This is a genomic window from Streptomyces sp. NPDC015220, from assembly GCF_043079345.1.
Lineage (GTDB): Bacteria > Actinomycetota > Actinomycetes > Streptomycetales > Streptomycetaceae > Streptomyces.
Genome location: NZ_JBIBUK010000019.1, coordinates 111,066 through 136,193 on the forward strand (window position 1 = coordinate 111,066; position 25,128 = coordinate 136,193).

The window sequence follows — 25,128 nt, forward strand, 5'->3', positions numbered from 1 at the left end:
CGGCCCGCGCCCCGCGGGGCACGAACCGAGGACGATGCCGCCCGCTGCCCGCGAGCCCGCACGCCCGTGAACCGGTGAGTCCACGGGCCGCGGACGATCCGGCCCGCGAACCGACGGGCCCGCGGCCCCGTACGACCGAGGCACGACCAGGCACGACCAGGACCACCCGGAACGACCAGGCACGACCAGGCACGACGCGGCACGACCAGGCACGACCGAGACTCCCAGGCCCGAAAGGACGGTCCCGATGACGACGGGCAGTTCGAGCACGCGCGGACGCGACGCCGACGGCGACGGCATCAGCACCTTCAAGGGGCAGGAGCGGGCGCTGCGCGCCGACCGGCTAGGCACCGGGGGACTGCTGCTCTCGGTGCTGGCCGCGACCGCCCCGCTCATGGTGGTCGCCGGTGTCATGCCCACCACCTTCGCGGTGATGGGGATCGTCGGGCAGCCGCTGCTCTTCGTGGTCCTCGGCGTGGTCCTGGTCCTCTTCAGCGTCGGTTACGCCGAGATGAGCCGGCACGTCCACAACGCGGGCGCGTTCTACGCGTACATCTCCCGCGGTCTGGGCGGCACGGCCGGCGCGAGCGCCGCGCTCGTCGCCCTGGTGGCCTACAACGCCCTCCAGTCGGGCATCTACGGCATCTTCGGCTTCGAGGTCTCCAACCTGTTCGCCACCTACGCCGACGTCACCGTCGCCTGGTGGATCCCGGCGCTCGTCGCCGTCGCCGCCGTGGGCTCGCTCGGCTGGCTGAAGATCGACGTCAACGCGCGCGTGCTGGGCGTGCTGCTGGTCATCGAGGTGATCCTCGTCGTGATCTTCGACGTGGCCGCGGTCGGCGACCCGGCCAAGGAGGGGCTGTCCCTGCACGCCTTCAATCCGGACACCCTCTCCGGTGCGGGGATCGGCACCGCGCTGTGCTTCTGCATCGCGGCCTTCCTCGGCTTCGAGCAGGCCCCGGTGTACGCCGAGGAGACCAGCCGCCCGCACGTGCTCGTGCCGCGCGTGATGTTCCTCGCGGTCGCCGGCGTCGCCGTCTTCTTCGCCCTCAGCAGCTGGGCGCTCACCGTGGCCGCCGGCCCGTCGGCGATCGTCGGCACGGCGCGCGAGGAGAGCGCGGGGCTGCTGTTCTCCCTCACCGGCTCCCGGCTCGGCGGCACCTTCACGGACGTGCTGCACGTCCTGTTCGTCACCGGCATGTTCGCGGCCATGCTCAGCTTCCACAACGTGGTCGCCCGCTACGCCTTCGCCATGGGCCGCGAGGGCCTGCTGCCCGCGACGTTCGGCCGTACCTCCAGCACCAGCGGCGCCCCCGCCACCGGATCGCTCTCGCAGACCGTCTTCGCACTGGTCGTCGTCCTCGCCTTCGCCGTGACGGACGACAAGTCGGCCGGCGACCCCACCGCGCCCGTGCTGCACCTGTTCACCTGGGGCGGCAACATCGGCGCACTCGGGGTGATCGTCCTGATGGCCGCGGCCTCCCTGTCGGTGATCGTCTTCTTCGTGCGCCGCGGCGCCGCGGGCGCGCAGGCCTGGCGGCTGGTCACCTCCGCCCTGGCCGGCCTGGCCCTGCTGGTGATCGCCGTCTACACGGTCAAGGACTTCGACGTCCTGGTCGGCGCGGGCCCCGACTCGGCGCTGAGCTGGATCCTGCCCGGCGTCATCGGGCTCGCGATCGTCGTCGGCCTGGTCCAGGGCGCCGTACTGCGCTCCCGCAGGCCCGGGGCGCACGCCCGCATCGGACTCGGCAACGAGGCGTTCCAGCTCGACAAGGCCGCGGAGCCGAAGCCGTAGCCCGGCCCACGCCCCGGAGCCGGCCGCCGGACCGGCCCCGCCGAAGACGACGGAAGCCCGACGAGTCACCCGTGAGCCCTGGCCAGGCCCGGGGCGCGGGTGCTCGAATGGAGGGGTGAACCCCGAACCACCAGGGGAGGAGCAGGGCCGCCCCATCGGCCGCCGTGTCTTCCTCGGCACCCTCGGCCTGGGCGCCCTCGGCATGGTCGCCGCGCCCACCCTGCAACGTGGCCTGGAAGGCTTCCTGGGCGCCGCCTCCGGCAGCGACCCCACCGGTCTGACCGGTCTGCTCCCGAACGGCGGCGGCTTCCGCTACTACTCGGTCGCCGCGTCCGTCCCGCACAAGGACGCCGCGGACTACCGCCTCACCGTCGACGGCCTGGTCGACCGCCCGACGACGTACACGCTGGACCGGCTCAGGGAGCTGCCCCGGACCCGCGTCGTCCGCGACGTCCAGTGCGTCACCGGCTGGCGCGTGCCCCGCACCCCCTTCGAGGGGGTCAGGCTGTCCCTGCTGCTGGACGCGGCCGGTGTCCGCCCCTCGGCGAAGGCGGTCCGCTTCACCTGCTTCGACGGCGCCTACACCGAGAGCCTCACCCTCGACCAGGCCCGCCGCTTCGACGTACTGGTCGCGCTGCGCATGCAGAACAGGGACATCGGGCACGACCACGGCGGCCCGGTCCGCCTGTACGTCGCCCCGATGTACTTCTACAAGTCCGCCAAGTGGCTCTCCGGCATCACCGTCACCGACGAGGTGCGGCCGGGCTACTGGGAGGAGCGCGGCTACGACGTCGACGCCTGGGTCGGCCGCTCGAACGGACGCGGCGATGCGCCCACGGGCTGAGACCACCGCCGCGCCCGGCGCCGGCGTCCGCCGCTTCGGCGCCGCCCAGCGGTGGGTGCACCGCGCCACGGCGGCGCTGATGGGCGTGTGCGTGGTGACGGCGGCCTGCCTCTACGTCCCCCAGCTCGCCGTGCTCGTCGGCCGGCGCGAGCTGGTCGTCCGCGTCCACGAGTGCGCCGGCCTCGCCCTGCCGGCGCCCTTCCTGCTGGGCCTGGTCTCCCGGGCCTTCCGCGCCGACCTGCGCTTCCTCAACCGGTACGGCCCGCACGACCGGGTCTGGCTGCGCGCCGCGCTGCGCCGCGACGGACGCCGCTCGGCGCGCCCGGCGGGCAAGTTCAACGCCGGCCAGAAGATCTACGCCGCCTGGATCGCCGGGGCCGCGGTGGTGATGCTCGGCACCGGCCTGCTGATGTGGTTCACCGGCCTCACCCCGCTGATGTGGCGCACCAGCGCGACGTTCGTCCACGACTGGCTGGCCCTGACCGTCGGCATCGTGCTGGCCGGTCACATCGGCATGGCCCTCGGCGACCCGGAGGCACGGCGCGGCCTGCGCACCGGACTGGTGAGCCGCGAGTGGGCGGAGCGCGAACACCCCTTGTGGCGGCCCTGACGCCCCCTGACGCTCCCGGACCAGACCGGGCCGGAGCGAGCCGTACCGGACCGAACTACGAACTGGACCGGACCGGACCGACCGAACTGGACCGGACCGGACCGGACCGACCGAACTGGACCGGACCGAACTGGACCGAAACGGATCGGGCCGGGCCCGTGGGGGCCCGGCCCGATCCGGCTCCTGGCGGCTACTAGACGATCAAGGACAGCAGCAGGACCAGACCGCCGGCCACCACGGAGATGATCGTCTCCATGAGGGACCAGGTCTTGATCGTCTGGCCGACGTTCAGCCCGAAGTACTCCTTCACCAGCCAGAAACCGGCGTCGTTGACATGGCTGAAGAAGAGCGAGCCGGCGCCGATGGCCAGGACCAGCAGGGCGGTGTGGGTGGTCGACATGTCGGCCGCCAGCGGGGCGACCAGGCCGGCCGCCGAGACGGTCGCCACGGTCGCCGAACCGGTCGCCAGCCGGATCGCCACCGCGATCAGCCAGGCCAGCAGCAGCGCCGGGATGGACCAGCTCTTGGAGACGTCCAGAACCATCTGGCCCACCCCGCAGTCGATCAGCGTCTGCTTGAAGCCGCCGCCCGCGCCGACGATCAGCAGGATGCCCGCGATGGGCATGAGGCCCTTCTCGACGGTGGAGTTGATCCGCTCCTTGGAGAACCCGGCGGGCCGGCCCAGGGTGAATATGCCGAGGATCACGGCGGCGAGCAGGGCGACCAACGGCGAGCCGACGACGTCGAAGACGCGCTGGGTCATGTCGGCGCCGTCGTCGATGACGATGTCCACCAGCGCCTTGGCCAGCATCAGCACGACCGGCAGCAGCACGGTGGCCAGCGTGGCGCCGAAGCTCGGGCGCCGCTCCAGCTCATCCGAGGCGCGCTGCGGCAGCATGCGGTCCGGGGCGGGGACGTCCACCCAGCGGGCCGCGACCTTCGAGAACAGCGGACCGGCGATGATCACGGTCGGCACGGCGACGAGGATTCCCAGCGCCAGCGTCACGCCCAGGTTGGCCTTGACCGCGTCGATCGCGACCAGCGGGCCGGGGTGCGGGGGGATCAGCCCGTGCATCACGGACAGACCGGCCAGCGCGGGGACGCCGATGCGCATCAGGGAGTAGTTGCCGCGCTTGGCGACCATCAGCACGACCGGGATCAGCAGCACGATGCCGACCTCGAAGAACAGCGGCAGACCGATCACGGAGGCGATCAGCACCATCGCCCACGGCATCGCCCGGCCCCCGGCCTTCGCCAGGATCGTGTCGACGACCTGGTCGGCGCCGCCGGAGTCGGCGAGCAGCTTGCCGAGGATCGCGCCCAGGGCGATCAGCACGCCGACGCCGGCGACCGTCGAGCCGAGGCCGGTGGTGAAGCTGGTGATGGCCTTGTCCAGCGGCGCCCCGGCGACCGCGCCGAGCACCAGCGACCCGATGGTCAGCGACAGGAAGGCGTGCAGTTTGAACTTGGTGATGAGCAGGACGATGACGGCGATGCCCACCAGGACGGCGATGCCGAGCTGAGCGTGTCCGGCCGAGGTGATCGGCGGGGGCGCGTCCGCTGCCAGCATCTCGACGCTGAGTCTGGTCACGGGTGTTCCCTTGCAGGTGAAGAGGGGGTGGATCAGGTGTGCCGCGGTCGGTGACCGTGGGGGAGGAGCGTCACCGCGGGGACGGAGCGGCCCCGGCGGACTGATCGGAGGTGTCGAGGTCGGCCAGGGCCGCCACGGCGCGCTCGGCGATCTCCTCGGGAGAGCCGGAGACGTCCACCGCGACGCCGGGCTCGTCCGCCGCCAGCGGCTGGAGCGTGGCGAACTGCGAGTCCAGCAGTGCGGTCGGCATGAAGTGGCCCTGGCGGTGCGCCATGCGGTCCTCGATGAGCTTGCGGTCGCCCGTCAGGTGGACGAAGACGATCCCGGGAGCCGCGGCCCTGAGCCGGTCGCGGTACGACCGCTTCAGCGCCGAGCTGCTCGCCACCCCGCCGAGACCCGCCCGCCCGTGCGCCCAGGCGCCGATGGCGTCCAGCCACGGCCACCGGTCGGCGTCGTCGAGCGGGATGCCGGCCGACATCTTGTCGATGTTGGCCTGCGGATGGAAGTCGTCGCCCTCGGCGTACGGGACGCCCAGCCGGTCCGCGAGCAGAGGACCGATGGTGGTCTTGCCCGTGCCGGCGACGCCCATCACCACGACGACGTGGGGGGTGCGCATCACTGCCTCGCTGTCTTCCTCGACATCCGACGCCGACATCCGGCGTCCGCCACACTGAAACCCATTAGGTACGACGAATTCAAGAGTGTGTGACGTATAAGTCTGACTTTTTGATTCCGTGATCCACCCCGTACGCTGAGTTCATGAGCACACCGGGCCGGGGGCTGCACGGCCGCGTACTGGACACCCTCGGCCCCGCCATCACCGCCGGCGAGTACCCGACGGGCAGCGTCCTGCGCACCGACGAGCTCGCTCAGCGCTTCGATGTGTCACGCTCCGTGATGCGCGAGGCGGTCCGGGTCCTGGAATCCATGCACCTGGTCGAATCGCGCCGCCGGGTGGGCGTGACCGTGCTCCCCGCGGTGGAGTGGAACGTCTACGACCCGCAGGTCATCCGCTGGCGGCTGGCGGGCGCCGACCGAGCCCGGCAACTGCGCTCGCTGACGGTGCTGCGCTCGGCGGTCGAGCCGGTCGCGGCGGGGCTGGCCGCCCGGCACGCCACCCCCGAGCAGTGCTCCGAACTCACCGAGTGCGCCCTCGGCATGGTGGCCAACTCACGCGGCCACCGCCTCGAGCAGTACCTGTTCCACGACGTGGCCTTCCACCGCGTGATCCTCGGCGCCTCCGGCAACGAGATGTTCGCCCGCCTCGGTGACGTCGTCGCCGAGGTGCTGACCGGGCGCACCCATCACGAGGTCATGTTCGAGGACCCCGACCCCGCCGCCGTCACCCTGCACGTCCGGGTCGCCGAGGCGGTACGCGAGCGCGACGCGGAACGCGCCGAGCGGCTGACCCGCGAGATCACCGTCGGCGCGTTGCAGGAACTGGACATCCTGGCGCCGTAGCCCCGGTTCCGGCCCGCGCGGTCACTCGGGGAAGTCCCCGTCCACGTAGACCCACGCCCCGTCGAGCCGCTCGAACCGGCTGTGCTCGTGCAGCGAACCGCCCCGGTACGACGCCCGGAACGTCACCGTCCCGGTGGTGTGGAAGGCCGAACCGCCCGTCGAACCCAGGATCTCGAGACCCGTCCAGCGCGTCCGCGCGTCCAGGTCGAGCCGCGCGGGCCGCGTCCGGGGATGCCAGGTGCGCAGCAGGTACGCCGCGTCCCCGCGCACGAACGCGCAGTACCGCGACCGCATCAGCGCCTCGGCGGTCGGCGCGGCGGCCTCGCCGCGGTGGTAGCGGCCGCAGCACTTCTCGTACGGCTCGGGCAGCCCGCACGGGCAGGAACGCGTGGTCATGGCCCTCATTCTGCCCGTGCCGGCGCCCCCGCCGGCCGCCGGCCGCCCCCGCCGGGCCCCGCCGCCCCCCCCGCGCGGCACGCGCGCCCGCGGTGCACAGTGGAAGGGGTGAACGAGGGAACTCCCCCGGCGAAGGGGCCCCGGTGACCGGAGCTGAGGAGGGACGGACGATGACGCGACCCGTCGACAGCCGGCCTCCGTCCGTCAAGGAGTGGCGGCTGAACCTGTACCTGTCCGAACACGACCCGGACACCACGGCCCGGATCGTCCTGGACACCGGCGACAACGTCCTGGAGAGCTGCGCGGAGGCCCGTCGCAACCCCTACGACTCGGCGGTGCCCGACATCGGCGACGAACTCGCCGCCGGACGCGCGCTGATCGCCCTGGGCCGCGACCTGCTGCGCGCCGCCGCGGGCGACATCAAGGCGGTCGGAGCGCCCGAGGCGACACCACCCGTCCCGCTCTGGTCGCCCAGGGAGTGAGGCGGCGCACCGTGCTCTTCACGGACCGTCCGGAAGCGGGCAGGCGGCTCGGCGCCCGGCTGGCGCACCTCGCCGGCCAGGACGTGGTGGTCCTCGGGCTGCCCCGCGGCGGAGTGCCGGTCGCCGCGGAGGTCGCGGCGGCGCTGCACGCCCCCCTCGACCTCTGCCTGGTACGGAAACTGGGCGTGCCCACCCAGCCCGAGCTGGCCATGGGGGCGATCGGCGAGGACGGCGTGCGGGTGATCGACGACGTGGTCGTGCGCGGGGCGCGGGTGCCGGCGCGAGCACTGGCGCGCGTCGAGGAACGCGAGCGCCGCGAGCTGCTGCGGCGCGCCGTCCGCTACCGGGGCGACCGCCCGCCGCTCGCCGTCGCGGGGCGGACCGTCGTGGTGGTCGACGACGGGGTGGCCACCGGATCGACCGCGCGCGCCGCCTGTCGGACGGTACGCGCCAGGGGCGCGGCGCGGACCGTGCTGGCGGTGCCCGTCGCGCCACCGGACTGGACCGCCCGCCTGGCGGGGGAGGCCGACGAACTGATCAGTCTGGACACCCCGCCGGGCTTCTTCGCGGTCGGCCAGTTCTACGACGACTTCACCCAGCTCGACGACGAGGACGTGGTCGCCTGTCTGCGGCGGACGCGGTCCGTGGGCGGCCGCGGAGCCGTGGACCGGGAAGTGGAACTGATCGTCGGCGCGGTGCGGTTGACCGGCCGGCTGACCGTACCGGCGGAGGCGTCCGGCGTCGTCCTGTTCGCGCACGGCAGCGGCAGCGGGCGGCACAGCCCGCGCAACCGGTTCGTCGCCGCCGGGCTCAACCGGGCCGGCCTCGGCACCCTGCTGTTCGACCTGCTCACCGAGGAGGAGGCGGACGACCGGAGCAACGTGTTCGACACCCCTCTGCTGGCCGCGCGGCTGGCCGCCACCACGAGCAGGCTGCGCGCCCTGCCCGAGGCCGAGGGGCTCGCCGTCGGCTACTTCGGCGCCAGCACCGGGGCCGCGGCTGCCCTGCGGGCCGCCGCCGAACCGGACGCGCGCGTCGCCGCCGTCGTCTCCCGCGGCGGCCGGCCCGACCTCGCCGAAGAGGCGCTGCCGGCCGTGACCGCGCCCACCCTGCTCCTCGTCGGCGGCGCCGACCACACGGTGCTGGATCTCAACCGCCGCGCCCAGACCAGGATGACCTGCGAGAACCGGCTCACCGTCGTCCCCGGCGCCACCCACCTCTTCGAGGAGCCGGGGGCCCTGGAGACGGTGACCGACCTGGCCCGCGACTGGTTCACGGACCACATGGCGGCGGCACATGTGTGACGACGCACGAGAGCGGCACCGACCACTGGTCGGTGCCGCTCTTCCCTGTGGTGTCCGAGGGGGGACTTGAACCCCCACGCCCGATAAAGGGCACTAGCACCTCAAGCTAGCGCGTCTGCCATTCCGCCACCCGGACAAGGTGTCTGTCGTGCGGGGTTTCCCTCGCGGCGACGAAGGAAACATTACCAGGCTTTCGAGCCTGCCCGATCACCCCCCGGGGCCGCCGTGCCGGGGCCGGGACGGCCGGGGCCGGTGTGAACGCGGTGTCACGGGCCGGGGGCTCTCTTGGGGCGGGAGCGGGGTGCGGGGGAGGATGAGCGGACCACCGGCACACGGGGTGGACCACCAGCACACAGCGGGAGGAAGCAGCGTGAGCGAGACGGGCACCGCCAGGGGCGTCACCGGCGAGGACGAGGTCGTGGACCTCTGCAGCGAGCTGATCCAGATCGACACCAGCAACTACGGCGACCACTCGGGCCCGGGCGAGCGCAAGGCCGCCGAGTACGTCGCCGAGAAGCTCGCCGAGGTGGGGCTGGAGCCGAAGATCTTCGAGTCGCACCCGGGCCGCGCCTCCACCGTGGCCCGCATCGAGGGCGAGGACCCGTCGCGGCCCGCGCTGCTGATCCACGGCCACACCGACGTCGTACCGGCCAACGCCGTCGACTGGACCCACCACCCCTTCTCCGGCGAGGTCGCGGACGGGTGCGTGTGGGGGCGCGGCGCGGTCGACATGAAGGACATGGACGCGATGACGCTGGCGGTCGTGCGCGACCGGCTGCGCAGCGGACGCAGGCCCCCGCGGGACATCGTGCTCGCCTTCCTCGCCGACGAGGAGGCGGGCGGCACGTACGGCGCCCGGCACCTGGTCGACAACCACCCCGACCTGTTCGAGGGCGTCACCGAGGCGATCAGCGAGGTCGGCGGCTTCTCCTTCACGGTCAGCGAGCGGCGGCGGCTCTATCTCATCCAGACGGCCGAGAAGGGCATGCACTGGATGAAGCTGACGGTGGCCGGCACGGCCGGGCACGGCTCGATGATCCACCGGGACAACGCCATCACCGAGCTGTCGGAGGCCGTCGCGCGCCTCGGGCGGCACCGTTTCCCGGTGCGGGTGACCCGGACCACCCGGGCCTTCCTCGACGAACTGGGCGACGCGCTGGGCACCGAGCTCGACCCGGAGAACATGGAGGGCACCCTCGCCAAGCTCGGCGGCATCGCCAAGCTGATCGGCGCGACCCTGAGCAACACCGCCAATCCCACGCAGCTCGGCGCCGGTTACAAGGTCAACGTCATCCCGGGCGAGGCAACCGCGCACGTGGACGGGCGTTTCCTGCCCGGCTTCGAGGAGGAGTTCCTGGCCGACCTGGACCGGATCCTCGGACCCCGGGTGAAGCGCGAGGACGTGCACTCCGACAAGGCCGTGGAGACCACCTTCGACGGGTCCCTGGTGGCCGCCATGCAGTCCTCGCTGCTGGCCGAGGACCCGGCCGCCAAGGCCATCCCGTACATGCTCTCCGGCGGCACCGACGCCAAGTCCTTCGACGACCTGGGCATCCGGGGGTTCGGCTTCGCCCCGCTCAAGCTCCCGCCGGAGCTGGACTTCGCGGGCATGTTCCACGGCGTGGACGAGCGGGTGCCGGTGGACGGCCTGAAGTTCGGCGTTCGCGTGCTCGACCGTTTCATCGACGCCTCCTGAGGGCGCCGGGACGAGAGCCCGACCGACCCGAACAATCGGCCGCGCGTACGGAGAGTGACCGAGAAGGGTGAATGCGACCATAAGCTCGTAGCTCCAATGGCCCAGCCTCGTTACAGGTATTGCGATCAGTACGACGAGATCGCTTTTGCCAACGAGGAGGAATAATGATCAAGAAGGTCGTCGCTGCCGCGGTTGCCACCGGTGGACTGGTTCTCGCGGGCGCCGGCATGGCCGTCGCCGACTCCGGCGCCCAGGGTGCCGCCGTGCACTCCCCGGGTGTCGCTTCCGGCAACGTCGTGCAGGTGCCCGTGCACGTGCCGGTGAACGTCTGCGGCAACACGATCTCGGTGATCGGGCTGCTGAACCCCGCCTTCGGCAACTACTGCGTCAACAAGTGACGTCGCGCCCCGCCCGGAGCGGGGCCGACTCCATCGACTCCGTGGGGGTCTGAACCCGTCGGCCCCGGAGCGCGCGCCACGCGCTCCGGGGCCGACCGGTTTTCCGCGCGGTCGCGACGGCTCCATCCCGCCGTGTTCGCGACCGCGCGTTCCGGAAGGTTCCAGAAGGTCGAGAGCAGGGATTCAGTACATGCGACAGGTCACCCGCAAGGGCCTGATGACCGTGGCCGCGGCCACCGGCGTGATCGCCGCCGCGAGCGGTGCCGCACACGCCGACTCCGGCGCGTCCGGCTTCGCGTCCGGCTCGCCGGGCGTGCTGTCCGGCAACACGGTGCAGGTGCCGGTGCACGTGCCGGTGAACGTCTGCGGCAACACCGTCGACGTCGTCGGGCTGCTCAACCCGGCGGCCGGCAACAGGTGCGCCAACCAGGGCGGCGGTGACTCGTCCGGGGGGCACGGCGGCTCCGGGGGGCACGGCCACGCCGGCTCGGGCGGCGGCGCGCACGCCGGTGGACACACGAGCCACTCGCCGGGCGTCGGCTCCGGCAACCTCGTCCAGGCGCCGGTCGACGTACCCGTGAACGTGTGCGGCAACAGCGTCGACGTGGTGGGCGCCGGCAACGCGGTGCTCGGCAACCGCTGTGCCGACGGCGGCGGTTCCGGCGGCCACCACACACCGCCGGGCGGCCACGGCAACCCGCCCGGGACACCGGGCAACCCGGGGACACCCGGCAACCCCGGTACGCCGGATCACCCGGGCACTCCGGGCAACCCCGGTACGCCGGGTCACCCCGGCACCCCTGGTCACCCCGGCACCCCCGGTCACCCGGGTACGCCGGCCACTCCGCCCGCCTCGGGCGGCAGGACGCCCGGCGCGGCCGTGCACGTCAACCACCCGGGCGCGCGGACCGTCGGCGGGGCCCAGCTCGCCCACACCGGGAGCGAACTGCCGATGGGGCTCGTCCTGCCGGCCGGCGCGGGGGCGCTGCTGGCGGGCGCGGTGCTGTACCGCCGGGCCCGGGCCTCGGTCTGACCACTCCGGTCACCACCGTGACCTCGAGGTCGCGAACATGACAAAGCGGGTCCCGTGCCTGCGGGGCCCGCTGTGGTTCCGGCCTTCTCAGCTCACCACGTGGCGCGCGCCTGGCGGATGATCCGCCGGCGCAACCGCACTCTGCGGCTGCCGTCGCGCAGCAGGCTCAGACGGTACAACTCCCAGTGTCCGTACTCGGCGTGGTCGGTCAGCAGACGCGTGGTCTCCTTGCGGGAGACCCCGCGAGGCACGTACACGTCGACGAATTCGTATTCCGGCATCGCATCTATTGTGCGGGCTGGGGCCCGGTACGGATAGCGTCTGCACTATGTCTGATGCTGCGCAGCCCACCGCTGCCGAGGTACGCGCCGCCGCCGAGGCGGTCAAGACCGCGCTCGACCGCCACCTGGCGGCGGTCGAACGCAGGTCGGGGGAGGACGACCCGGCCGTCTACGAGGCGTTCAACCAGCTGGCCGCGGCCGCAGAGGCGTACGACGAACTGCTCTACGACCGCTATGACGAGGTCACGCCCTTCGAGATCCCCGGTGACGACACGCTGCCGCCGTACACGGGCCCCGAGGAGCCGAACGCGATCAGCGTGCTGATCCGCCGCGACTACGCGGTGGCCGAACCGCAGAGACTGCTGGCCCAGGCCCAGCGGGTGGAGGCCGCGGACGCCGAAGCCGGCATCGGCGTGGGCGGTCCCGGCACCGTGCACGGGGCGCTCGGCACCCTCTTCGGCGAGTTCGAGCCGGACGAGATCGCCTCCCGGCACAAGGAGTTCGGTCTGGAGGAGGGCGACTCCACCCTCTGGGTCACGGCCTCGGACGAGCCCACCGACCCCGGTGAGTGGCTGGAGGCGCCGTTCGAGCACGTCGATCCGCAGCAGGTGGTCTGCCGCTTCGACGTCAGCGCGGTCTTCGACGAGGACGAGGACGCCGATGACGACGAGGACATCGACGAGGACGTCGACGACTTCGACACCGGCCTCGACGAGGACGACGAGGACCTCGAGCCGTTGACGGACCGCTGATTCCCGTCCGCCCCGCGACGTCCGGCACGCTCCCCCGAGCTCGTCGAGCGGGGGAACCCCAGCAGCACGCGCCGGACGCCGCGGGGCCGCCCTTCGCGGCGACGACGGGCAGGTGACGACAGGTCCTCCTGGGCGGCGCACCCGCGGGCCGTGACGGCGCGACGAGCGGCACGCGTGGGGACGCGTACGCGGACGCGGGTGGGCGGGGCGGTGGACGCGGAGTGGATCTCCGTGGCCACCGCCCTCGCCGTGCCCGGCTCAGTCCCCCGTGCCCGGCTGCGACGGGGACCGGGGCTGTGACTGCGCGGCCTGTGCGCCCAGCAGGACGGGCAGCCGGGTCGTGCGCGGCCTGGCCGGCACCTCGGCCACGGCCCGGGGCAGCGCCTGCTCCACGCCGTGCACCACGGACAGATGGCGGCTCGCCCGGCTGAACGCCGTGTAGACCCACGGCCGGCTGAGCGCCTGCGCCGCGTCCCCGGGCAGCACCACGACCACCGCAGGCCACCGGCCGCCCACGGCCTGGTGCGCGGTCAGCGCCCATCCGTGCCGCACACTGGCGTCCACCCGCTCCCTCGGTACGACCATGGTGCTGCCGGAGCACGACAGCCGCAGGCCCTCGGCGTCGGCCGTCACCACATGGCCGGGCAGCGTACGGCCGGGGGCGGGGGAGTAGGCGATCCGGTCGCCCGGGTCGAAGCCGCCGAAGCGGCCGGGACCCGGATTGAGCCGTTCCTTGAGCGCCGCGTTGAGCACCCGGGTGCCCGCCGCGCCGCCGTGTCCGGGTGTGATCACCACGGTCTCGCCGGCCGGGACGCCGATCGCCCGGGGTACCGAGTCCGCGACGAGCTGCACGGTCCGGTGCACCGCCTCACCGGCGTCCCGCACCGGGACGATCACGACCTCCTTGCCGGGCGCCGCGACCTCGCTCAGCTCGCCGACGCCGACGCCGGAGACCAGCTCGCCCAGCGGCCCGGGGTCCGGCACCCGGGAGGCGACGTGCGGGCACACCCGCGCCGCCAGCAGGTCCGCGAAGACCCGGCCCGGCCCCGCCGACCACAGCACCGCCGGATCCCCGGCCAGCACCAGCCGGGCCCCGTCGGGCAGGGACTCCACGAGCAGGGCGGCCGTCTCCACGTCCAACTGGGGGGCGTCGAGCACGACGAGGACGTCCAGATCGAGCGCGCCGTCCGCGTCCCGCCCCGGTCCCTCGGCCCCGGACAGCAGCCCGGCCACGGTGGCGACGGCGGCCGCCTGCCCGTCGGCGGGGACGGGGCCCCCGGCCGGTCCACGCTCGTCGACCGGCCCGTCGGAAGGCCCGTCGGAAGGCCCGTCGGAGGGTCCGTGCGTCCGCCCGGAACGCTGGGACCGCTCCCGGAGCAGCGCCACGAAGGCGTCCCGGCCGAGCGGGCTGTGGGCGACGGCCCAGGCGCGCAGTCCGAGCGCGCGTACCACGGCCAGCAGCCGCGCCGGTTCGACGCGGGCCGCCTCCCCGCCCGTGTGCAGCACCAGACCGTGGGCCGCGACCGCGCGGACCAGCTCGGCGGCGGAGCCCCGGGCGGAGGCGGCGGCCTCCTCCCAGCCCTCGGCCGGGCCGTCCTGCCGCGGCGCGGAGTTGATCAATCGGGCGAGCCCGTCGGCCAGGCTCTCCTCGGCGAGCGCGTACCGCTCCAGTCCGACGAGGACCCTTACGGGGCGGGCCTCCTCCTCGTCCTCGTCCCCGTCCTGGGCGGCCGGCGCTCCCGGCTCCTCCAGAGCGTCCTGGAACACCAGGGCCTCGCCCTCCGCGAGCGCGCTCTGCAGGGCCGCGTCCGGGTCGGGGAGCCCGCGCTGGGCCAGGGCGGCGGTGAGCGCCGGAGCCTCCAGACAGGTGTGCCCGGCGAGCGCCGCCTGTTCCAGCAGCCAGCCGGTGACGGCCCGGCCGCGCCGCTCGTCGCCGGGCCCGCACTCCGTGCCGAGCAGGGCCCGCGCGAAGCCGTCGGCCTGCTCCGGCCGCACGCCGGTGACGTGCAGCAGCCGCCACGGGTCGGCGCGCAGCCGGTCGGCCGCTCCCTCGCCGAGGGCCGCCACGACCGGCAGCGCGAGCGAGTCCGGCGCACCGCCCTCGGTCAGCACCCGGCGCACGGCCTGGACGGTCTCCGGTGCGGGGGCCGCGGGCGGGGCGGCCGCCCCGGCCGACACGGGGCCCGGTCGCCGGACGGGCTCGGGGGCGGGCACGCGTCGTACCGGCTCGGGCCCGGGCGCGGCGAAGGCCGTGGGCTTCTCGCCGCTCTCCACCGCCCGCACCGCCGCGAGCAGGTCGGCCGCCTTCCCGCTGAGCTTGCCCCCGCTCTCGACCGGTCCCTTCCGCTCGGCCTTGCGCCGCTCGATCCGCTCCCGCTCGACCCGCTGCGCCGCGAGCTCGGCCTCGGCCTCGGACCTCCCGGCGGCTCCGTCCGCGTCGGCGTCCACCCTCTCGGCGTCCTCGCCCTCGGCGGTGTCCCCGGCCTCTGTCCCGCTGTCGCGGTCGTCGGCGTCGTCCTCCCCGCCGTCGCCGCTGCCGGTGTCCCTGGCCTCCGACCCGCTGTCGCGGTCGTCGGCGTCGTTCGCCTCGGACGCCGGTCCGGTGTCCCGGGGCGAGTCGTCCGGCGCCGGGTCGGTGCCCGGAGCACCGCCTTCCGGGGCGCCGCCCTCCGTCGCCGCGCCGTGGGCCGGTGTGCCGACCTCCGCCCCGGTGTCCGGGGTCCCCGGCCCGGCTTTCTCCGTGGTCTCCGGCTCCGTGCTCACAGCGTGCTCCAGTCGTGATCGGGATAGCGGTGCACGGGCGCCGACACGTCGTCGAGCGCCCGGCAGATCTCGTCAGGAAGACTAAGCGCCTCCACTGACAACGCCGCCGTGAGCTGCTGTACGCTGCGCGCGCCGACGATCGGGGCGGCCACGCCGGGCCGGTCCCGGACCCAGGCCAGGGCGACCTGGAGCGGGGTCACCGCGAGCCCGTCCGCCGCCGTCGTCACCGCGTCCACGATGCGACTCGAGCTGTCGTCGAGGTACGGCTCGACGAACGGCGCCAGATGCTCCGAGGCGCCCCGCGAGTCCGGCGGCAGCCCGTTGCGGTACTTGCCGGTCAGCACGCCGCGGCCCAGCGGGGAGGAGGGCAGCATGCCGATGCCCAGGTCGAGCGCGGCCGGCAGCACCTCCCGCTCGACGCCCCGCTGCAACAGGGAGTACTCCATCTGCGTGCTGGCCAGCCGAGTGCGGACGCCCGGCGCCGCGAGCTGCCAGGTCGCGGCCTTGGCCAGCTGCCAGCCGCAGAAGTTGGCGACCCCGGCGTAGCGCACCCGGCCGCTGCTCACGGCCAGGTCCAGGGCGTGCAGGGTCTCCTCCAGCGGCGTGCAGGCGTCGTAGGCGTGGACGTGCCACACGTCGACGTAGTCCGTGCCGAGGCGGGCGAGCGAGGCGTCCAGGGCCGCCAGCAGATGTCCGCGGGAGGCGTCGGAGCGGCGGTCCGGGTCCGGGACGCCGCCCGCCTTGGTCGAGACGATGAGGTCACGGCGGGGCACGAGGCCTTCCATGAGCCGCCCGAGCAGGTACTCGGCCTCTCCGTCGCCGTACACGTCGGCCGTGTCGACGAGGGTGCCGCCCGCCTCCCAGAACGCCTTCAGCATGCCCGCGGCGTCGTGCTCGTCGGTGTCCCGGCCCCAGGTGAGGGTGCCGAGGCCGATGCGGGACACGCGCAGGCCCGTACGGCCGAGATGCCTCTGCTCCATGAACGCCGAGATTACTGGCCACGGGTGAGACGCGGGTTACCTGTGGAAAACCCGATTCCGGCCGGTGGAGCCGTCCCGCGCGACCCGGCCGCCACCGTCCCGGGGCAGGCGCCCCGACCTGCCCGTGGCAGGTCCCGCGACCCGGCCCGTGCACCGCCCGCCCGTGGCAGCGCTCGTGGCCCGGCCCCTGCCACGGCCGTGGCGGTTTTCGTGGCCCGGCCCGCGCCTCACCCGTCCGTGGGAGGGGCCGTGACCCGCCCCGCGCGGTGAACCGTCCGCCGTCGCGGCCTGCCCCGCGCCCCCGCTCACCCGTCCGCGGCCGGCCCCCGTCGCCCCCGCCGGGCCCCGGCGCCGCCTCGGGAGGCGGTCGTCACACCGGCCGCCACCTGCCGCATGCCACCGCCCCGCGCTAGGGTCTCTGGCACAGGGACGTTACTCATCGGTAAGGGGATGTGGCATGCGGCTCGGGATCAACCTCGGCTACTGGGGCGCCGGGATGGACGGGGACAACCTGGCCGTCGCGCAGGAGGCGGACCGGCTCGGCTACGCCGTGTGCTGGGCGGCGGAGGCCTACGGCTCGGACGCGGCCACCGTGCTCGCCTGGGTCGCCGCGAAGACCGAGCGCATCGACGTGGGCTCCGCCATCTTCCAGATCCCGGCCCGGCAGCCCGCGATGACGGCGATGACCGCCGCCACCCTGGACTCGCTGTCCGGCGGCCGGTTCCGCCTCGGTCTCGGCGTCTCCGGGCCGCAGGTCTCCGAGGGCTGGTACGGCGTCAAGTTCGACAAGCCGCTGGCCCGTACCCGCGAGTACGTCGAGATCGTCCGCAGGGCCATGACCCGCGAGCGACTGGCGTACGACGGCGAGCACTGGACGCTGCCGCTGCCCGGCGGCCCCGGCAAGCCGCTCAAGCTGACCGTGCACCCGCAGCGCGAGCACATCCCGCTCTACATCGCCGCCATCGGCCCGAAGAACCTGGAGCAGACCGGCGAGATCGCCGACGGCGCGCTGCTCATCTTCCCCTCCGCCGAACACCTGGAGGAGACCGCCCTCAAGCACCTGCGGGCCGGCCGGGAGAAGGCGGGCCTGACCATGGACGGCTTCGACGTCTGCCCGACCCTGCCGCTCGCCCTCGGCGACGACGGGGACGTGGCCGCCCTCGCCGACACCTTCCGTCCCTACACCGCGCTCTACGTCGGCGGCATGGGCAGCCGCGAGCAGAACTTCTACAACCGGCTCGCCCGCCGCATGGGCTACGAGCGGGAGGCCGCCGAGATCCAGGACAAGTACCTGTCCGGGGACAAGCAGGGCGCCGCGGCCGCGGTGCCGCACGAGCTCATCGACCGGACGACGCTGCTCGGTTCCGTCGACCGGATCGCGGACCGGATGAAGGCCTACGCGGCGGCCGGTGTCACCACACTGACCCTCGCCCCGGCGGGCTTCACGCTGGACGAGCGGATCGCCGCGCTCCGCGCCGGCACCGAGGCCCTGGAGCGCGCCGGACTGGCCTGACGCGCGTCCGCCCGCGCCCGGCGGGCTCGTCGCGGGCCTTCCGCGGCCGTGGTGGGGGCTCGGGGGTCCTCCCCGCCACGGCCGTCACGGAGGACAACGCCCCCCGCACGGGGCGGTTACGCCCGTAGGGCCGTCAACCGCTGCTCCGTTCGGCGCAGTCCGCCCCCGCGCCTGTTGCGGCACCCCCGCGCCCGCACTTGACTCGTCCTCCGCGACGGTTCGCGGTCCGGCCGGGAGGTGGCCCACGATGCTCTCACCCAGGAGCCTGTTCCAGGAGATCCTCGACCACGACGAGTCCTTCCGGCTGTTCTGCTCGATCGCGGCCGGCGGAGAGGCCCAGGGCGGCTGGGAGAACGGGCGGATCGCCGCACTCGCGCCGGCCGGCGAACGCGCCCTGGCCCCCAGGATCGCCCGCCACGGGGCGGACGAGGACAAGCACGGGCGGATCTTCCTCGCGCTGCTGCGCAGACGCGGCCTGGAACCGGTCCCGGTGCCCCCGGCGACCGACTACACCATGCTCCTGGAGCGGCGCGGCGTCGGGCTCGCCCACGACAGGCTCCGGTCCGACGAACCGCTCACCGTGCGGGACATCATCGTCTACCTCGCGCACAGCCGGGTCACCGAACAGCGCGCCGCCGAGCAGATGCGCCTGCTGCGCCGGCACTTCGGCGACCACCCCGACCTGGGCAGGGCCGTGCGGATGATCGCGGCCGACGAGGACCGGCACCTCGCCTACTGCCACGAGGAACTGCTGCGCCTGGCCGCCGCGGGACACGGCCGCACCATCCAGCGCACGCTGCGCGCCTGCGCGCTCGCGGAGATCCGGGTGCACCGGGACGTCAGCCTCGCCGTCATGGCCCGCATGGGCCGCGTCCTCGGCTGGTCACGGGCGCGCTCGGCGCTCCTCGCGGCCGGCATCCACGCCGTCCACGCCTACGAGCGGCTGGCCGGCTGGCGCCGGATGACGACCCTGGAGATGCCCGAGCGGCGTGACGCGCTCGGCGGCCCCGCCGTACCGGCCCCCGAGTTCGTCTGAGCCCCGGCGCGCACGCGCTCGCGAGGCGGGTCCGGCTCGGCGGCGAGGCGGGTTGCGTCGACGTGGGCGGTCCGGGCCGGGGCGTCTCCGGCGGTGCCCGGGCTCCTCCCACGGGCAGGACCGGGGCGCGGCGCCCGGCCCGCGGGCCCGGCGGTGCGGACCTGGCCTACAGCCATCCGCGCCGCTTGAGCAACCGGAACAGCAGCACCTCCAGCACGGCCATCAACGCGATCACCGCCGGGTACGCCCACACCCAGTGCAGTTCCGGCATGTGCTCGAAGTTCATGCCGTAGATCCCCGCGATCATCGTCGGTATCGCGGCCATGGCCGCCCACGCGGAGATCTTGCGCATGTCGTCGTTCTGCTGGACGCCGGTCTGGGCGAGGTGCGCCGACAGGATGTCCGAGACCAGCCGGTCCAGGCTCTCCACGGACTCGTTGACGCGGGTGAGGTGGTCGCTGACGTCCCGGAAGAAGGGCCGCGCGGCGTCGTCCACGAAGGGGACGGCCGTGGCGAAGGCGCTCTGACCGGTGCCGCCCAGACGGGACATCGGCAGGGCCAGCGGGCCGGTGGCGCGCCGGAACTCGGTGATCTGCCGCTTGAAGTTGTAGATCCGGGAGGCGGTGTTCCGCGAACCGCCCCGGTCCGGCGAGAAGACCTCCGCCTCCAGCTCCTCCAGGTCGGTCTGGAGCTCGCTCGCCACATCCAGGTAGTGGTCGACGACGGCGTCGGCGATCGCGTACAGCACGGAGGTCGGGCCCTTGCCGAGCATCTCCGGCTCCCGCTCCAGCCGGCGCCGTACGGCGGCCAGCCCGTCGCTCTCGCCGTGCCGGACCGTCACCACGAAGGAGTCGCCCAGGAAGATCATGATCTCGCCGGTCGAGACGGCGTCGCTGTGCGGCTCGTACAGCACCGGCTTCAGGACGGCGAACAGCGAGTCGTCGTAGACCTCCAGCTTGGGCCGCTGGTGGGCCTTCAGGGCGTCCTCCACCGCCAGCGGGTGCAGTGCGAACTCCTGGCTGACCAGGCCGAACTCCTTCTCGCTCGGTTCGTGCAGGCCCACCCACACGAAGCCTCCGGCCGCCCGCGCCGCGGCCAGGGCGTCGGAGAAGTCCTCGGGCCCCTCCGTGCGGTGCCCGTCGCGGTAGATGCCACAGTCCACGATCACGGAGCGTGTTCTCCCTTCACCCGGCCGACGCCGGAGCCACCTGTACGCCTACTCTGGCCGCATGCCCACGTTGATCCTCGTCAGGCACGGACGTTCCACCGCCAACACCGAGGGGCTGCTCGCCGGCTGGACGCCCGGCGTCGCCCTCGACGAGCGCGGCGCCGCACAGGCCGCGGCACTGCCGGGCCGCCTCGCCGGACTGCCGATCGCCGAGCTCGTCACCAGTCCGCTGCAGCGCTGCCAGGAGACCGTACAGCCGCTCCTGGCCGCCCGGCCCGGGCTGAGCGCGCACACCGACGAGCGGATCGGGGAGTGCCACTACGGCGACTGGTCCGGCCGCAAGCTCGCCGAACTCAAGGACGAGCCGCTGATGGAGGTGGTGCAGGCGCACCCCACGGCGGCGGCGTTCCCCGGCGGCGAGTCGATGCGGGCGATGCATACCCGCGCCGCCGAGGCGGTGCGCGAGTGGAACGCGCGCGTGGAGCGCGACCACGGGGCCGACGCGGTCTACCTGATGTGCTCGCACGGCGACATCATCAAGTCCCTGGTCGCGGACGCGCTCGGACTTCACCTCGATCTCTTCCAGCGGATCTCCGTCGAACCCTGTTCCGTCACCGCGATCCGGTACACCCGGCTGCGGCCCTTCCTCGTGCGGCTGGGCGACACCGGCGACTTCGCCTCGCTGGCGCCGCGCGAGGAGCCCGCGGACGGCGACGCACCGGTCGGGGGCGGCGCGGGCGCACCGTGATCGTCGGCCGCAGTAGGGTGAAGCGGTCGCCGTCGGCCTCCCGGTCCAGCGCCCCGCAGCCATTTCGTCGTTTTCCCGATTCCCATGGAGACAGGACGTGTCCCGTCAGGTGTTCCTCTACGACCCCCCGGACCGCTTCGTGGCCGGCACGGTCGGACTGCCCGGGCGCCGTACGTTCTTCCTCCAGGCCACCGCCGGCCCCCGGGTGACCAGCGTGGCCCTGGAGAAGACGCAGGTCGCCGCGCTCGCCGAGCGCATGGACGAACTGCTCGACGAGGTCGTGCGGCGCAGCGGCGGCAACGCTGCCGTGCCCGCCGTGGCCCCCGCCGAGATCACCGACACCGGCCCGCTGGACACCCCCGTCGAGGAGGAGTTCCGGGTCGGCACCATGGCGCTCGCCTGGGACGGCGAGGAGCAGCGCATGATCGTCGAGGCGCAGGCCCTCGTGGAGCTCGACGCCGAGACCGAGGAGGATCTCGCCGAGGCCGAGGAGCGGTTGCTGCAGGACGAGGAGAACGGCCCCCCGATGCTGCGGGTCCGGCTCACCGGAACGCAGGCCAGGGCCTTCGCCAAACGCGCTCTCGACGTCGTCAACGCCGGGCGGCCGCCGTGCCCGCTGTGCAGCCTCCCGCTCGACCCGGAAGGACACGTATGTCCGCGCCAGAACGGATACCGCCGCGGGGCGTGACGCCCGAGGCCGGCTCGGCCGAGCTGCTCGCCCGCGGCGAGCTCACCGTCCGCGGACGCATCCGCGAGGCCTCCAACGCGGCGCTGTTCTGCACGGTCGCCTGCGACGGCCTGGAGGCGTCCTGCGTCTACAAGCCGGTCGCCGGCGAACGCCCCCTGTGGGATTTCCCCGACGGCACCCTCGCCGGGCGCGAGGTGGCCGCCTACGAGGTCTCCGAGGCGACCGGCTGGGGCCTGGTGCCGCCCACCGTGCTGCGCGACGGCCCTTACGGCGAGGGCATGGTCCAGTTGTGGATCGAGGCGGACCCGGAAGCCGAGCTGCTGGCGCTGCTCGACGCCGAGGAGCCGGAGCCCGGCTGGAAGGCGATCGGCTTCGCCGAGGTCGACGAGGACCGCACCGCGCTGCTCGTGCACGCCGACGACGAGCGGCTGCGCCGGCTGGCCGTGCTCGACGCGGTGATCAACAACGCCGACCGCAAGGGCGGCCACCTGCTGCCCACCGCGGACGGACGGCTGTACGGCATCGACCACGGCGTCACCTTCAACGTCGACGACAAGCTGCGCACGCTCCTGTGGGGCTGGGCGGGCGACCCGCTGCCCCAGGAGGCGGTGGGCGTCCTCAAGGGCCTGAAGGACGCCCTGGGCGAGGGCGGAGCGCTCGCCGCCCGGCTCTCCGGGCTGATCACCCCGGCCGAGACCGACGCCACGCGCGCGCGGGTGGACGCCCTGCTCGCCGCCGGCACGCACCCCGAGCCGAGCGGCCAGTGGCCGGCGATCCCCTGGCCACCGGTGTAGGAGGAGGCCCGCGCGGATACGGCGGCACCACCCGCGCGGGCGGGCCAGCACACTCGCGGTAATCCCGCAAGAGCGCCTTACCGGTCAACCCGCCGGTCCGGTTCGTGGAGGTGACCGCGGTCCGGTTACGCTCATGACATGCATGCCTGGCCCGCTTCCGAGGTCCCCGCCCTGCCTGGTCAGGGCCGCGACCTGAGGATCCACGACACCGCTACCGGGGGACTGGTCACTCTCGCCCCCGGTCCCGTCGCCCGTATCTACGTCTGCGGCATCACGCCGTACGACGCGACCCACATGGGTCACGCGGCGACCTACAACGCGTTCGACCTCGTGCAGCGCGTGTGGCTCGACACCAAGCGGCAGGTCCACTACGTCCAGAACGTGACCGACGTCGACGATCCGCTGCTGGAGCGGGCGCAGCGCGACGACGTCGACTGGGTCCGGCTGGCCGAGCGGGAGACGGCCCTGTTCCGCGAGGACATGACCGCCCTGCGGATGCTGCCCCCGCGGCACTACATAGGCGCCGTGGAGGCGATACCCGGCATCGTCCCGCTCGTGGAGCGGCTGCGGGACCTCGGCGCCGCGTACGAGCTCGACGGCGACGTCTACTTCTCCGTCGAGTCCGACCCCCACTTCGGCGGGGTCTCCCACCTGGACGCCGCCGCGATGCGGCTGCTGTCCGCCGAGCGCGGCGGCGACCCCGACCGGCCCGGCAAGAAGAACCCGCTCGACCCGATGCTGTGGATGGCCGCCCGGGACGGCGAGCCGAGCTGGGACGGCGGCTCCCTCGGCCGGGGCCGGCCCGGCTGGCACATCGAGTGCGTGGCCATCGCACTGGACCACCTCGGGATGGGCTTCGACGTCCAGGGCGGCGGCTCCGACCTCGCCTTCCCGCACCACGAGATGGGCGCCTCGCACGCCCAGGCGCTCACCGGCGAGTTCCCGATGGCCAAGGCGTACGTCCACGCCGGCATGGTCGCGCTGGACGGCGAGAAGATGTCCAAGTCCAAGGGGAACCTGGTCTTCGTGTCGCGGCTGCGGCGCGACGGCGTCGACCCGGCGGCCATCCGGCTCGCGCTCCTCGCCCACCACTACCGCTCCGACTGGGAGTGGACCGACCAGGTGCTCCAGGACGCCGTGGCGCGCCTGGGCCGCTGGCGGTCGGCCGTCTCCCGGCCCGACGGCCCGGCCGCCGACAAGCTGGTCGAGGAGATCCGCGAGGCCCTCGCCGACGACCTGGACGCCCCCGCCGCGCTCGCCGCGGTCGACCGCTGGGCCGCGCTCCAGGAGGAGCGGGGCGGCACGGAGACGGGCGCTCCCGGCCTGGTGTCGCGCACCGTCGACGCGCTGCTCGGCGTGGCCCTCTGAGCCGCCCGGCCGGCGGGAACGCCGGCCGCCGGGCCGGACCACACGGCTGATACGGAGTCAGGGGCGGTGCGCGGACCACGCGCACCGCCCCTGACTCCGTATCAGTCCTCCGACGACTCTCCGGAACTCCCCGGTTTCCCGGGTTCGCCCGGCTTCTCCGGGCTCCCGTCGTCCGGCTCCGGCCCCGCCTCCGGCTTCGGGGGCTTCGGCGGCCGGGTGCGGCCGGTCGGGCCGTCCCGCAGGTACGAGCCCCCGTCACCGCCGTCCGCCGTCGCGTGGCCGCCCGCCGACGGGCCGCCGCCGTCCCGGCGCCGCAGATACCGCTCGAACTCGCGGGCGATCGCCTCACCCGACGCCTCCGGCAGCTCGGCGGTGTCCCGGGCCTCCTCCAGCGTCTGCACGTACTCGGCGACCTCGCTGTCCTCGGCGGCGAGCTGGTCCACCCCCACCTGCCAGGCGCGCGCGTCCTCCGGCAGCTCGCCCAGCGGCACCCGCAGGTCCAGCAGGTCCTCAAGCCGGTTCAACAGGGCCAGCGTGGCCTTGGGGTTGGGCGGCTGCGAGACGTAGTGCGGGACAGCGGCCCACAGCGAGACCGCCGGCACGCCGGCGTGCGTGCAGGCCTCCTGGAGGACGCCCACGATGCCCGTGGGGCCCTCGTACTTGGTCTCCTCCAGGTCCATCCGGCGCGCCAGGTCCGCGTCGGAAGTGGTCCCGCTGATCGGCACCGGACGCGTGTGCGGGGTGTCACCGAGCAGGGCGCCGAGGATGACCACCAGTTCCACGCCCAGTTCGTGCGCGAAGCCCAGCAGTTCGTTGCAGAACGAGCGCCAGCGCATCGACGGTTCGATCCCGCGGACCAGCACCAGGTCGCGCGGTTTCTCGCCGCCGACCCGGACCACCGACAGTCTGGTCGTCGGCCAGGTGATCTTGCGCACACCGCCGTCCAGGAACACCGTGGGACGGTTCACCTGGAAGTCGTAGTAGTCCTCGGCGTCCAACGCCGCGAAGACCTCGCCCTTCCACTCCCTCTCCAGATGCGCGACCGCGGTCGAAGCGGCGTCGCCGGCATCGTTCCAGCCCTCGAACGCGGCCACCATGACCGGGTCGATCAGCTCGGGAACCCCCTCGAGCTCGATCACCCAGCGCCTCCTTCCGACGTGCCCTCGCCTGACCCACCAACCTTACGGCGTGCGACGCGGGCGCTCGCAGCCCCCTTGCACGGGGGAGTGAACGCATCACTACCCGTACGGGCCACTCGAACACCCGTGATCGGCCACCTCGGCCGACCCGCCCGCCGAACCCCCCACACCTCCGACGGCTCGGCCGGAGGCACGGCGCCGGGCGCGACCACCGCTCCACAACGCCGGACGCCTCCGGCGGCGTCCCCGACGCGTCCGGACGCCCTCCGCCGGACCGCGAGGCGGCGA

The 25,128-nt window shown here is 73.8% G+C and carries 24 protein-coding genes and 1 tRNA gene; 16 read left to right on the top strand and 9 right to left on the bottom strand.

Annotation, left to right across the window (positions count from 1 at the left end; translation table 11 throughout):
• Positions 1-247: 247 nt before the first annotated feature.
• The 3 genes from ACF061_RS29505 (at position 248) to ACF061_RS29515 (ending at position 3,249) form a co-directional block, all read left to right on the top strand.
• A complete protein-coding gene (locus ACF061_RS29505) occupies positions 248-1,795 on the top strand; it encodes an APC family permease (protein ID WP_392270036.1) in 1,548 nt (515 codons plus the stop codon).
• A gap of 115 nt (positions 1,796-1,910) precedes the next feature.
• Complete coding sequence (locus ACF061_RS29510; protein WP_392270037.1) at positions 1,911-2,639, top strand: molybdopterin-dependent oxidoreductase; 729 nt, start codon at positions 1,911-1,913, stop codon at positions 2,637-2,639.
• Positions 2,623-3,249, top strand: a complete 627-nt coding sequence (locus tag ACF061_RS29515) for a cytochrome b/b6 domain-containing protein (protein WP_392270038.1) — start codon at positions 2,623-2,625, stop codon at positions 3,247-3,249. The genes ACF061_RS29510 and ACF061_RS29515 overlap by 17 nt, the downstream gene beginning before the upstream one ends.
• A 193-nt stretch (positions 3,250-3,442) precedes the next feature.
• Here ACF061_RS29515 and ACF061_RS29520 read toward each other — a convergent pair whose 3' ends face one another.
• Positions 3,443-4,840, bottom strand: coding sequence for a GntP family permease (locus ACF061_RS29520; RefSeq protein WP_392270039.1), 1,398 nt, complete (start codon positions 4,838-4,840; stop codon positions 3,443-3,445).
• 70 nt (positions 4,841-4,910) lie between these two features.
• Entirely contained in the window at positions 4,911-5,495 is a 585-nt protein-coding gene (locus ACF061_RS29525) for a gluconokinase (protein ID WP_392270040.1), read from the bottom strand.
• A gap of 104 nt (positions 5,496-5,599) precedes the next feature.
• Here ACF061_RS29525 and ACF061_RS29530 point away from each other — a divergent pair, with 104 nt between their 5' ends.
• Positions 5,600-6,301 (top strand): FadR/GntR family transcriptional regulator, encoded by a 702-nt coding sequence (locus ACF061_RS29530; protein ID WP_392270041.1) that lies wholly within the window; start codon positions 5,600-5,602, stop codon positions 6,299-6,301.
• Positions 6,302-6,322: 21 nt separating this feature from the next.
• Here the strand turns inward: ACF061_RS29530 and ACF061_RS29535 are convergent, their stop codons facing one another.
• Positions 6,323-6,697: a YchJ family protein gene (locus tag ACF061_RS29535; protein WP_392270042.1), complete on the bottom strand. Its 375-nt coding sequence runs from the start codon at positions 6,695-6,697 to the stop codon at positions 6,323-6,325.
• A gap of 170 nt (positions 6,698-6,867) precedes the next feature.
• Between ACF061_RS29535 and ACF061_RS29540 the strand changes: the two genes are divergently transcribed.
• A complete protein-coding gene (locus ACF061_RS29540) occupies positions 6,868-7,179 on the top strand; it encodes a dsRBD fold-containing protein (RefSeq protein ID WP_392270043.1) in 312 nt (103 codons plus the stop codon).
• A gap of 11 nt (positions 7,180-7,190) precedes the next feature.
• Complete coding sequence (locus ACF061_RS29545; protein ID WP_392270044.1) at positions 7,191-8,483, top strand: phosphoribosyltransferase family protein; 1,293 nt, start codon at positions 7,191-7,193, stop codon at positions 8,481-8,483.
• Between the two features lie 48 nt (positions 8,484-8,531).
• Here ACF061_RS29545 and ACF061_RS29550 read toward each other — a convergent pair.
• Positions 8,532-8,619 (bottom strand) — tRNA-Leu (locus ACF061_RS29550).
• A 234-nt stretch (positions 8,620-8,853) separates the two neighbouring features.
• Between ACF061_RS29550 and ACF061_RS29555 the strand changes: the two genes are divergently transcribed.
• The 3 genes from ACF061_RS29555 (at position 8,854) to ACF061_RS29565 (ending at position 11,610) form a co-directional block, all read left to right on the top strand.
• A complete protein-coding gene (locus ACF061_RS29555) occupies positions 8,854-10,179 on the top strand; it encodes a M20/M25/M40 family metallo-hydrolase (RefSeq protein ID WP_392270045.1) in 1,326 nt (441 codons plus the stop codon).
• A 164-nt stretch (positions 10,180-10,343) separates the two neighbouring features.
• Positions 10,344-10,577 (top strand): chaplin ChpH, encoded by a 234-nt coding sequence (chpH, locus tag ACF061_RS29560; protein WP_392270046.1) that lies wholly within the window; start codon positions 10,344-10,346, stop codon positions 10,575-10,577.
• A 190-nt stretch (positions 10,578-10,767) separates the two neighbouring features.
• Positions 10,768-11,610: a chaplin family protein gene (locus ACF061_RS29565; RefSeq protein ID WP_392270047.1), complete on the top strand. Its 843-nt coding sequence runs from the start codon at positions 10,768-10,770 to the stop codon at positions 11,608-11,610.
• 92 nt (positions 11,611-11,702) lie between these two features.
• On the opposite strand, the gene ACF061_RS29570 is transcribed toward ACF061_RS29565, so the two are convergent.
• The gene (locus tag ACF061_RS29570) at positions 11,703-11,891 is read right to left on the bottom strand and encodes a DUF5703 family protein (RefSeq protein ID WP_392270048.1); all 189 of its coding nucleotides are present in this window, start codon (positions 11,889-11,891) and stop codon (positions 11,703-11,705) included.
• A 47-nt stretch (positions 11,892-11,938) separates the two neighbouring features.
• On the opposite strand from ACF061_RS29570, the gene ACF061_RS29575 reads away from it, so the two are divergent.
• Positions 11,939-12,643 carry a hypothetical protein gene (locus ACF061_RS29575; protein ID WP_392270049.1) on the top strand — a complete coding sequence of 235 codons (705 nt, stop codon included), beginning with the start codon at positions 11,939-11,941 and terminating at the stop codon, positions 12,641-12,643.
• A 258-nt stretch (positions 12,644-12,901) separates the two neighbouring features.
• Here the strand turns inward: ACF061_RS29575 and ACF061_RS29580 are convergent, their stop codons facing one another.
• Positions 12,902-15,406, bottom strand: coding sequence for an ATP-binding domain-containing protein (locus ACF061_RS29580; RefSeq protein WP_392270050.1), 2,505 nt, complete (start codon positions 15,404-15,406; stop codon positions 12,902-12,904).
• Positions 15,403-16,386, bottom strand: a complete 984-nt coding sequence (locus ACF061_RS29585; protein ID WP_392270051.1) for an aldo/keto reductase — start codon at positions 16,384-16,386, stop codon at positions 15,403-15,405. The genes ACF061_RS29580 and ACF061_RS29585 overlap by 4 nt, the downstream gene beginning before the upstream one ends.
• 457 nt (positions 16,387-16,843) lie before the next feature.
• On the opposite strand from ACF061_RS29585, the gene ACF061_RS29590 reads away from it, so the two are divergent.
• Positions 16,844-17,899: an LLM class F420-dependent oxidoreductase gene (locus ACF061_RS29590; RefSeq protein ID WP_392270052.1), complete on the top strand. Its 1,056-nt coding sequence runs from the start codon at positions 16,844-16,846 to the stop codon at positions 17,897-17,899.
• Between the two features lie 247 nt (positions 17,900-18,146).
• A complete protein-coding gene (locus tag ACF061_RS29595) occupies positions 18,147-18,935 on the top strand; it encodes a ferritin-like domain-containing protein (protein ID WP_392270053.1) in 789 nt (262 codons plus the stop codon).
• A gap of 166 nt (positions 18,936-19,101) precedes the next feature.
• Here the strand turns inward: ACF061_RS29595 and corA are convergent, their stop codons facing one another.
• Complete coding sequence (corA, locus tag ACF061_RS29600) at positions 19,102-20,103, bottom strand: magnesium/cobalt transporter CorA (RefSeq protein ID WP_392270054.1); 1,002 nt, start codon at positions 20,101-20,103, stop codon at positions 19,102-19,104.
• Between the two features lie 61 nt (positions 20,104-20,164).
• Between corA and ACF061_RS29605 the strand changes: the two genes are divergently transcribed.
• The 4 genes from ACF061_RS29605 (at position 20,165) to mshC (ending at position 23,701) form a co-directional block, all read left to right on the top strand.
• Complete coding sequence (locus tag ACF061_RS29605; protein ID WP_392270055.1) at positions 20,165-20,851, top strand: histidine phosphatase family protein; 687 nt, start codon at positions 20,165-20,167, stop codon at positions 20,849-20,851.
• Between the two features lie 97 nt (positions 20,852-20,948).
• Positions 20,949-21,539, top strand: coding sequence for a DUF3090 domain-containing protein (locus ACF061_RS29610; RefSeq protein ID WP_392270056.1), 591 nt, complete (start codon positions 20,949-20,951; stop codon positions 21,537-21,539).
• Positions 21,503-22,333: an SCO1664 family protein gene (locus tag ACF061_RS29615; protein WP_392270057.1), complete on the top strand. Its 831-nt coding sequence runs from the start codon at positions 21,503-21,505 to the stop codon at positions 22,331-22,333. The genes ACF061_RS29610 and ACF061_RS29615 overlap by 37 nt, the downstream gene beginning before the upstream one ends.
• 138 nt (positions 22,334-22,471) lie before the next feature.
• Complete coding sequence (gene mshC / locus ACF061_RS29620) at positions 22,472-23,701, top strand: cysteine--1-D-myo-inosityl 2-amino-2-deoxy-alpha-D-glucopyranoside ligase (protein ID WP_392270058.1); 1,230 nt, start codon at positions 22,472-22,474, stop codon at positions 23,699-23,701.
• A 101-nt stretch (positions 23,702-23,802) separates the two neighbouring features.
• Here mshC and ACF061_RS29625 read toward each other — a convergent pair whose 3' ends face one another.
• Entirely contained in the window at positions 23,803-24,840 is a 1,038-nt protein-coding gene (locus tag ACF061_RS29625) for a PAC2 family protein (RefSeq protein ID WP_392270059.1), read from the bottom strand.
• Positions 24,841-25,128 lie beyond the last annotated feature (288 nt).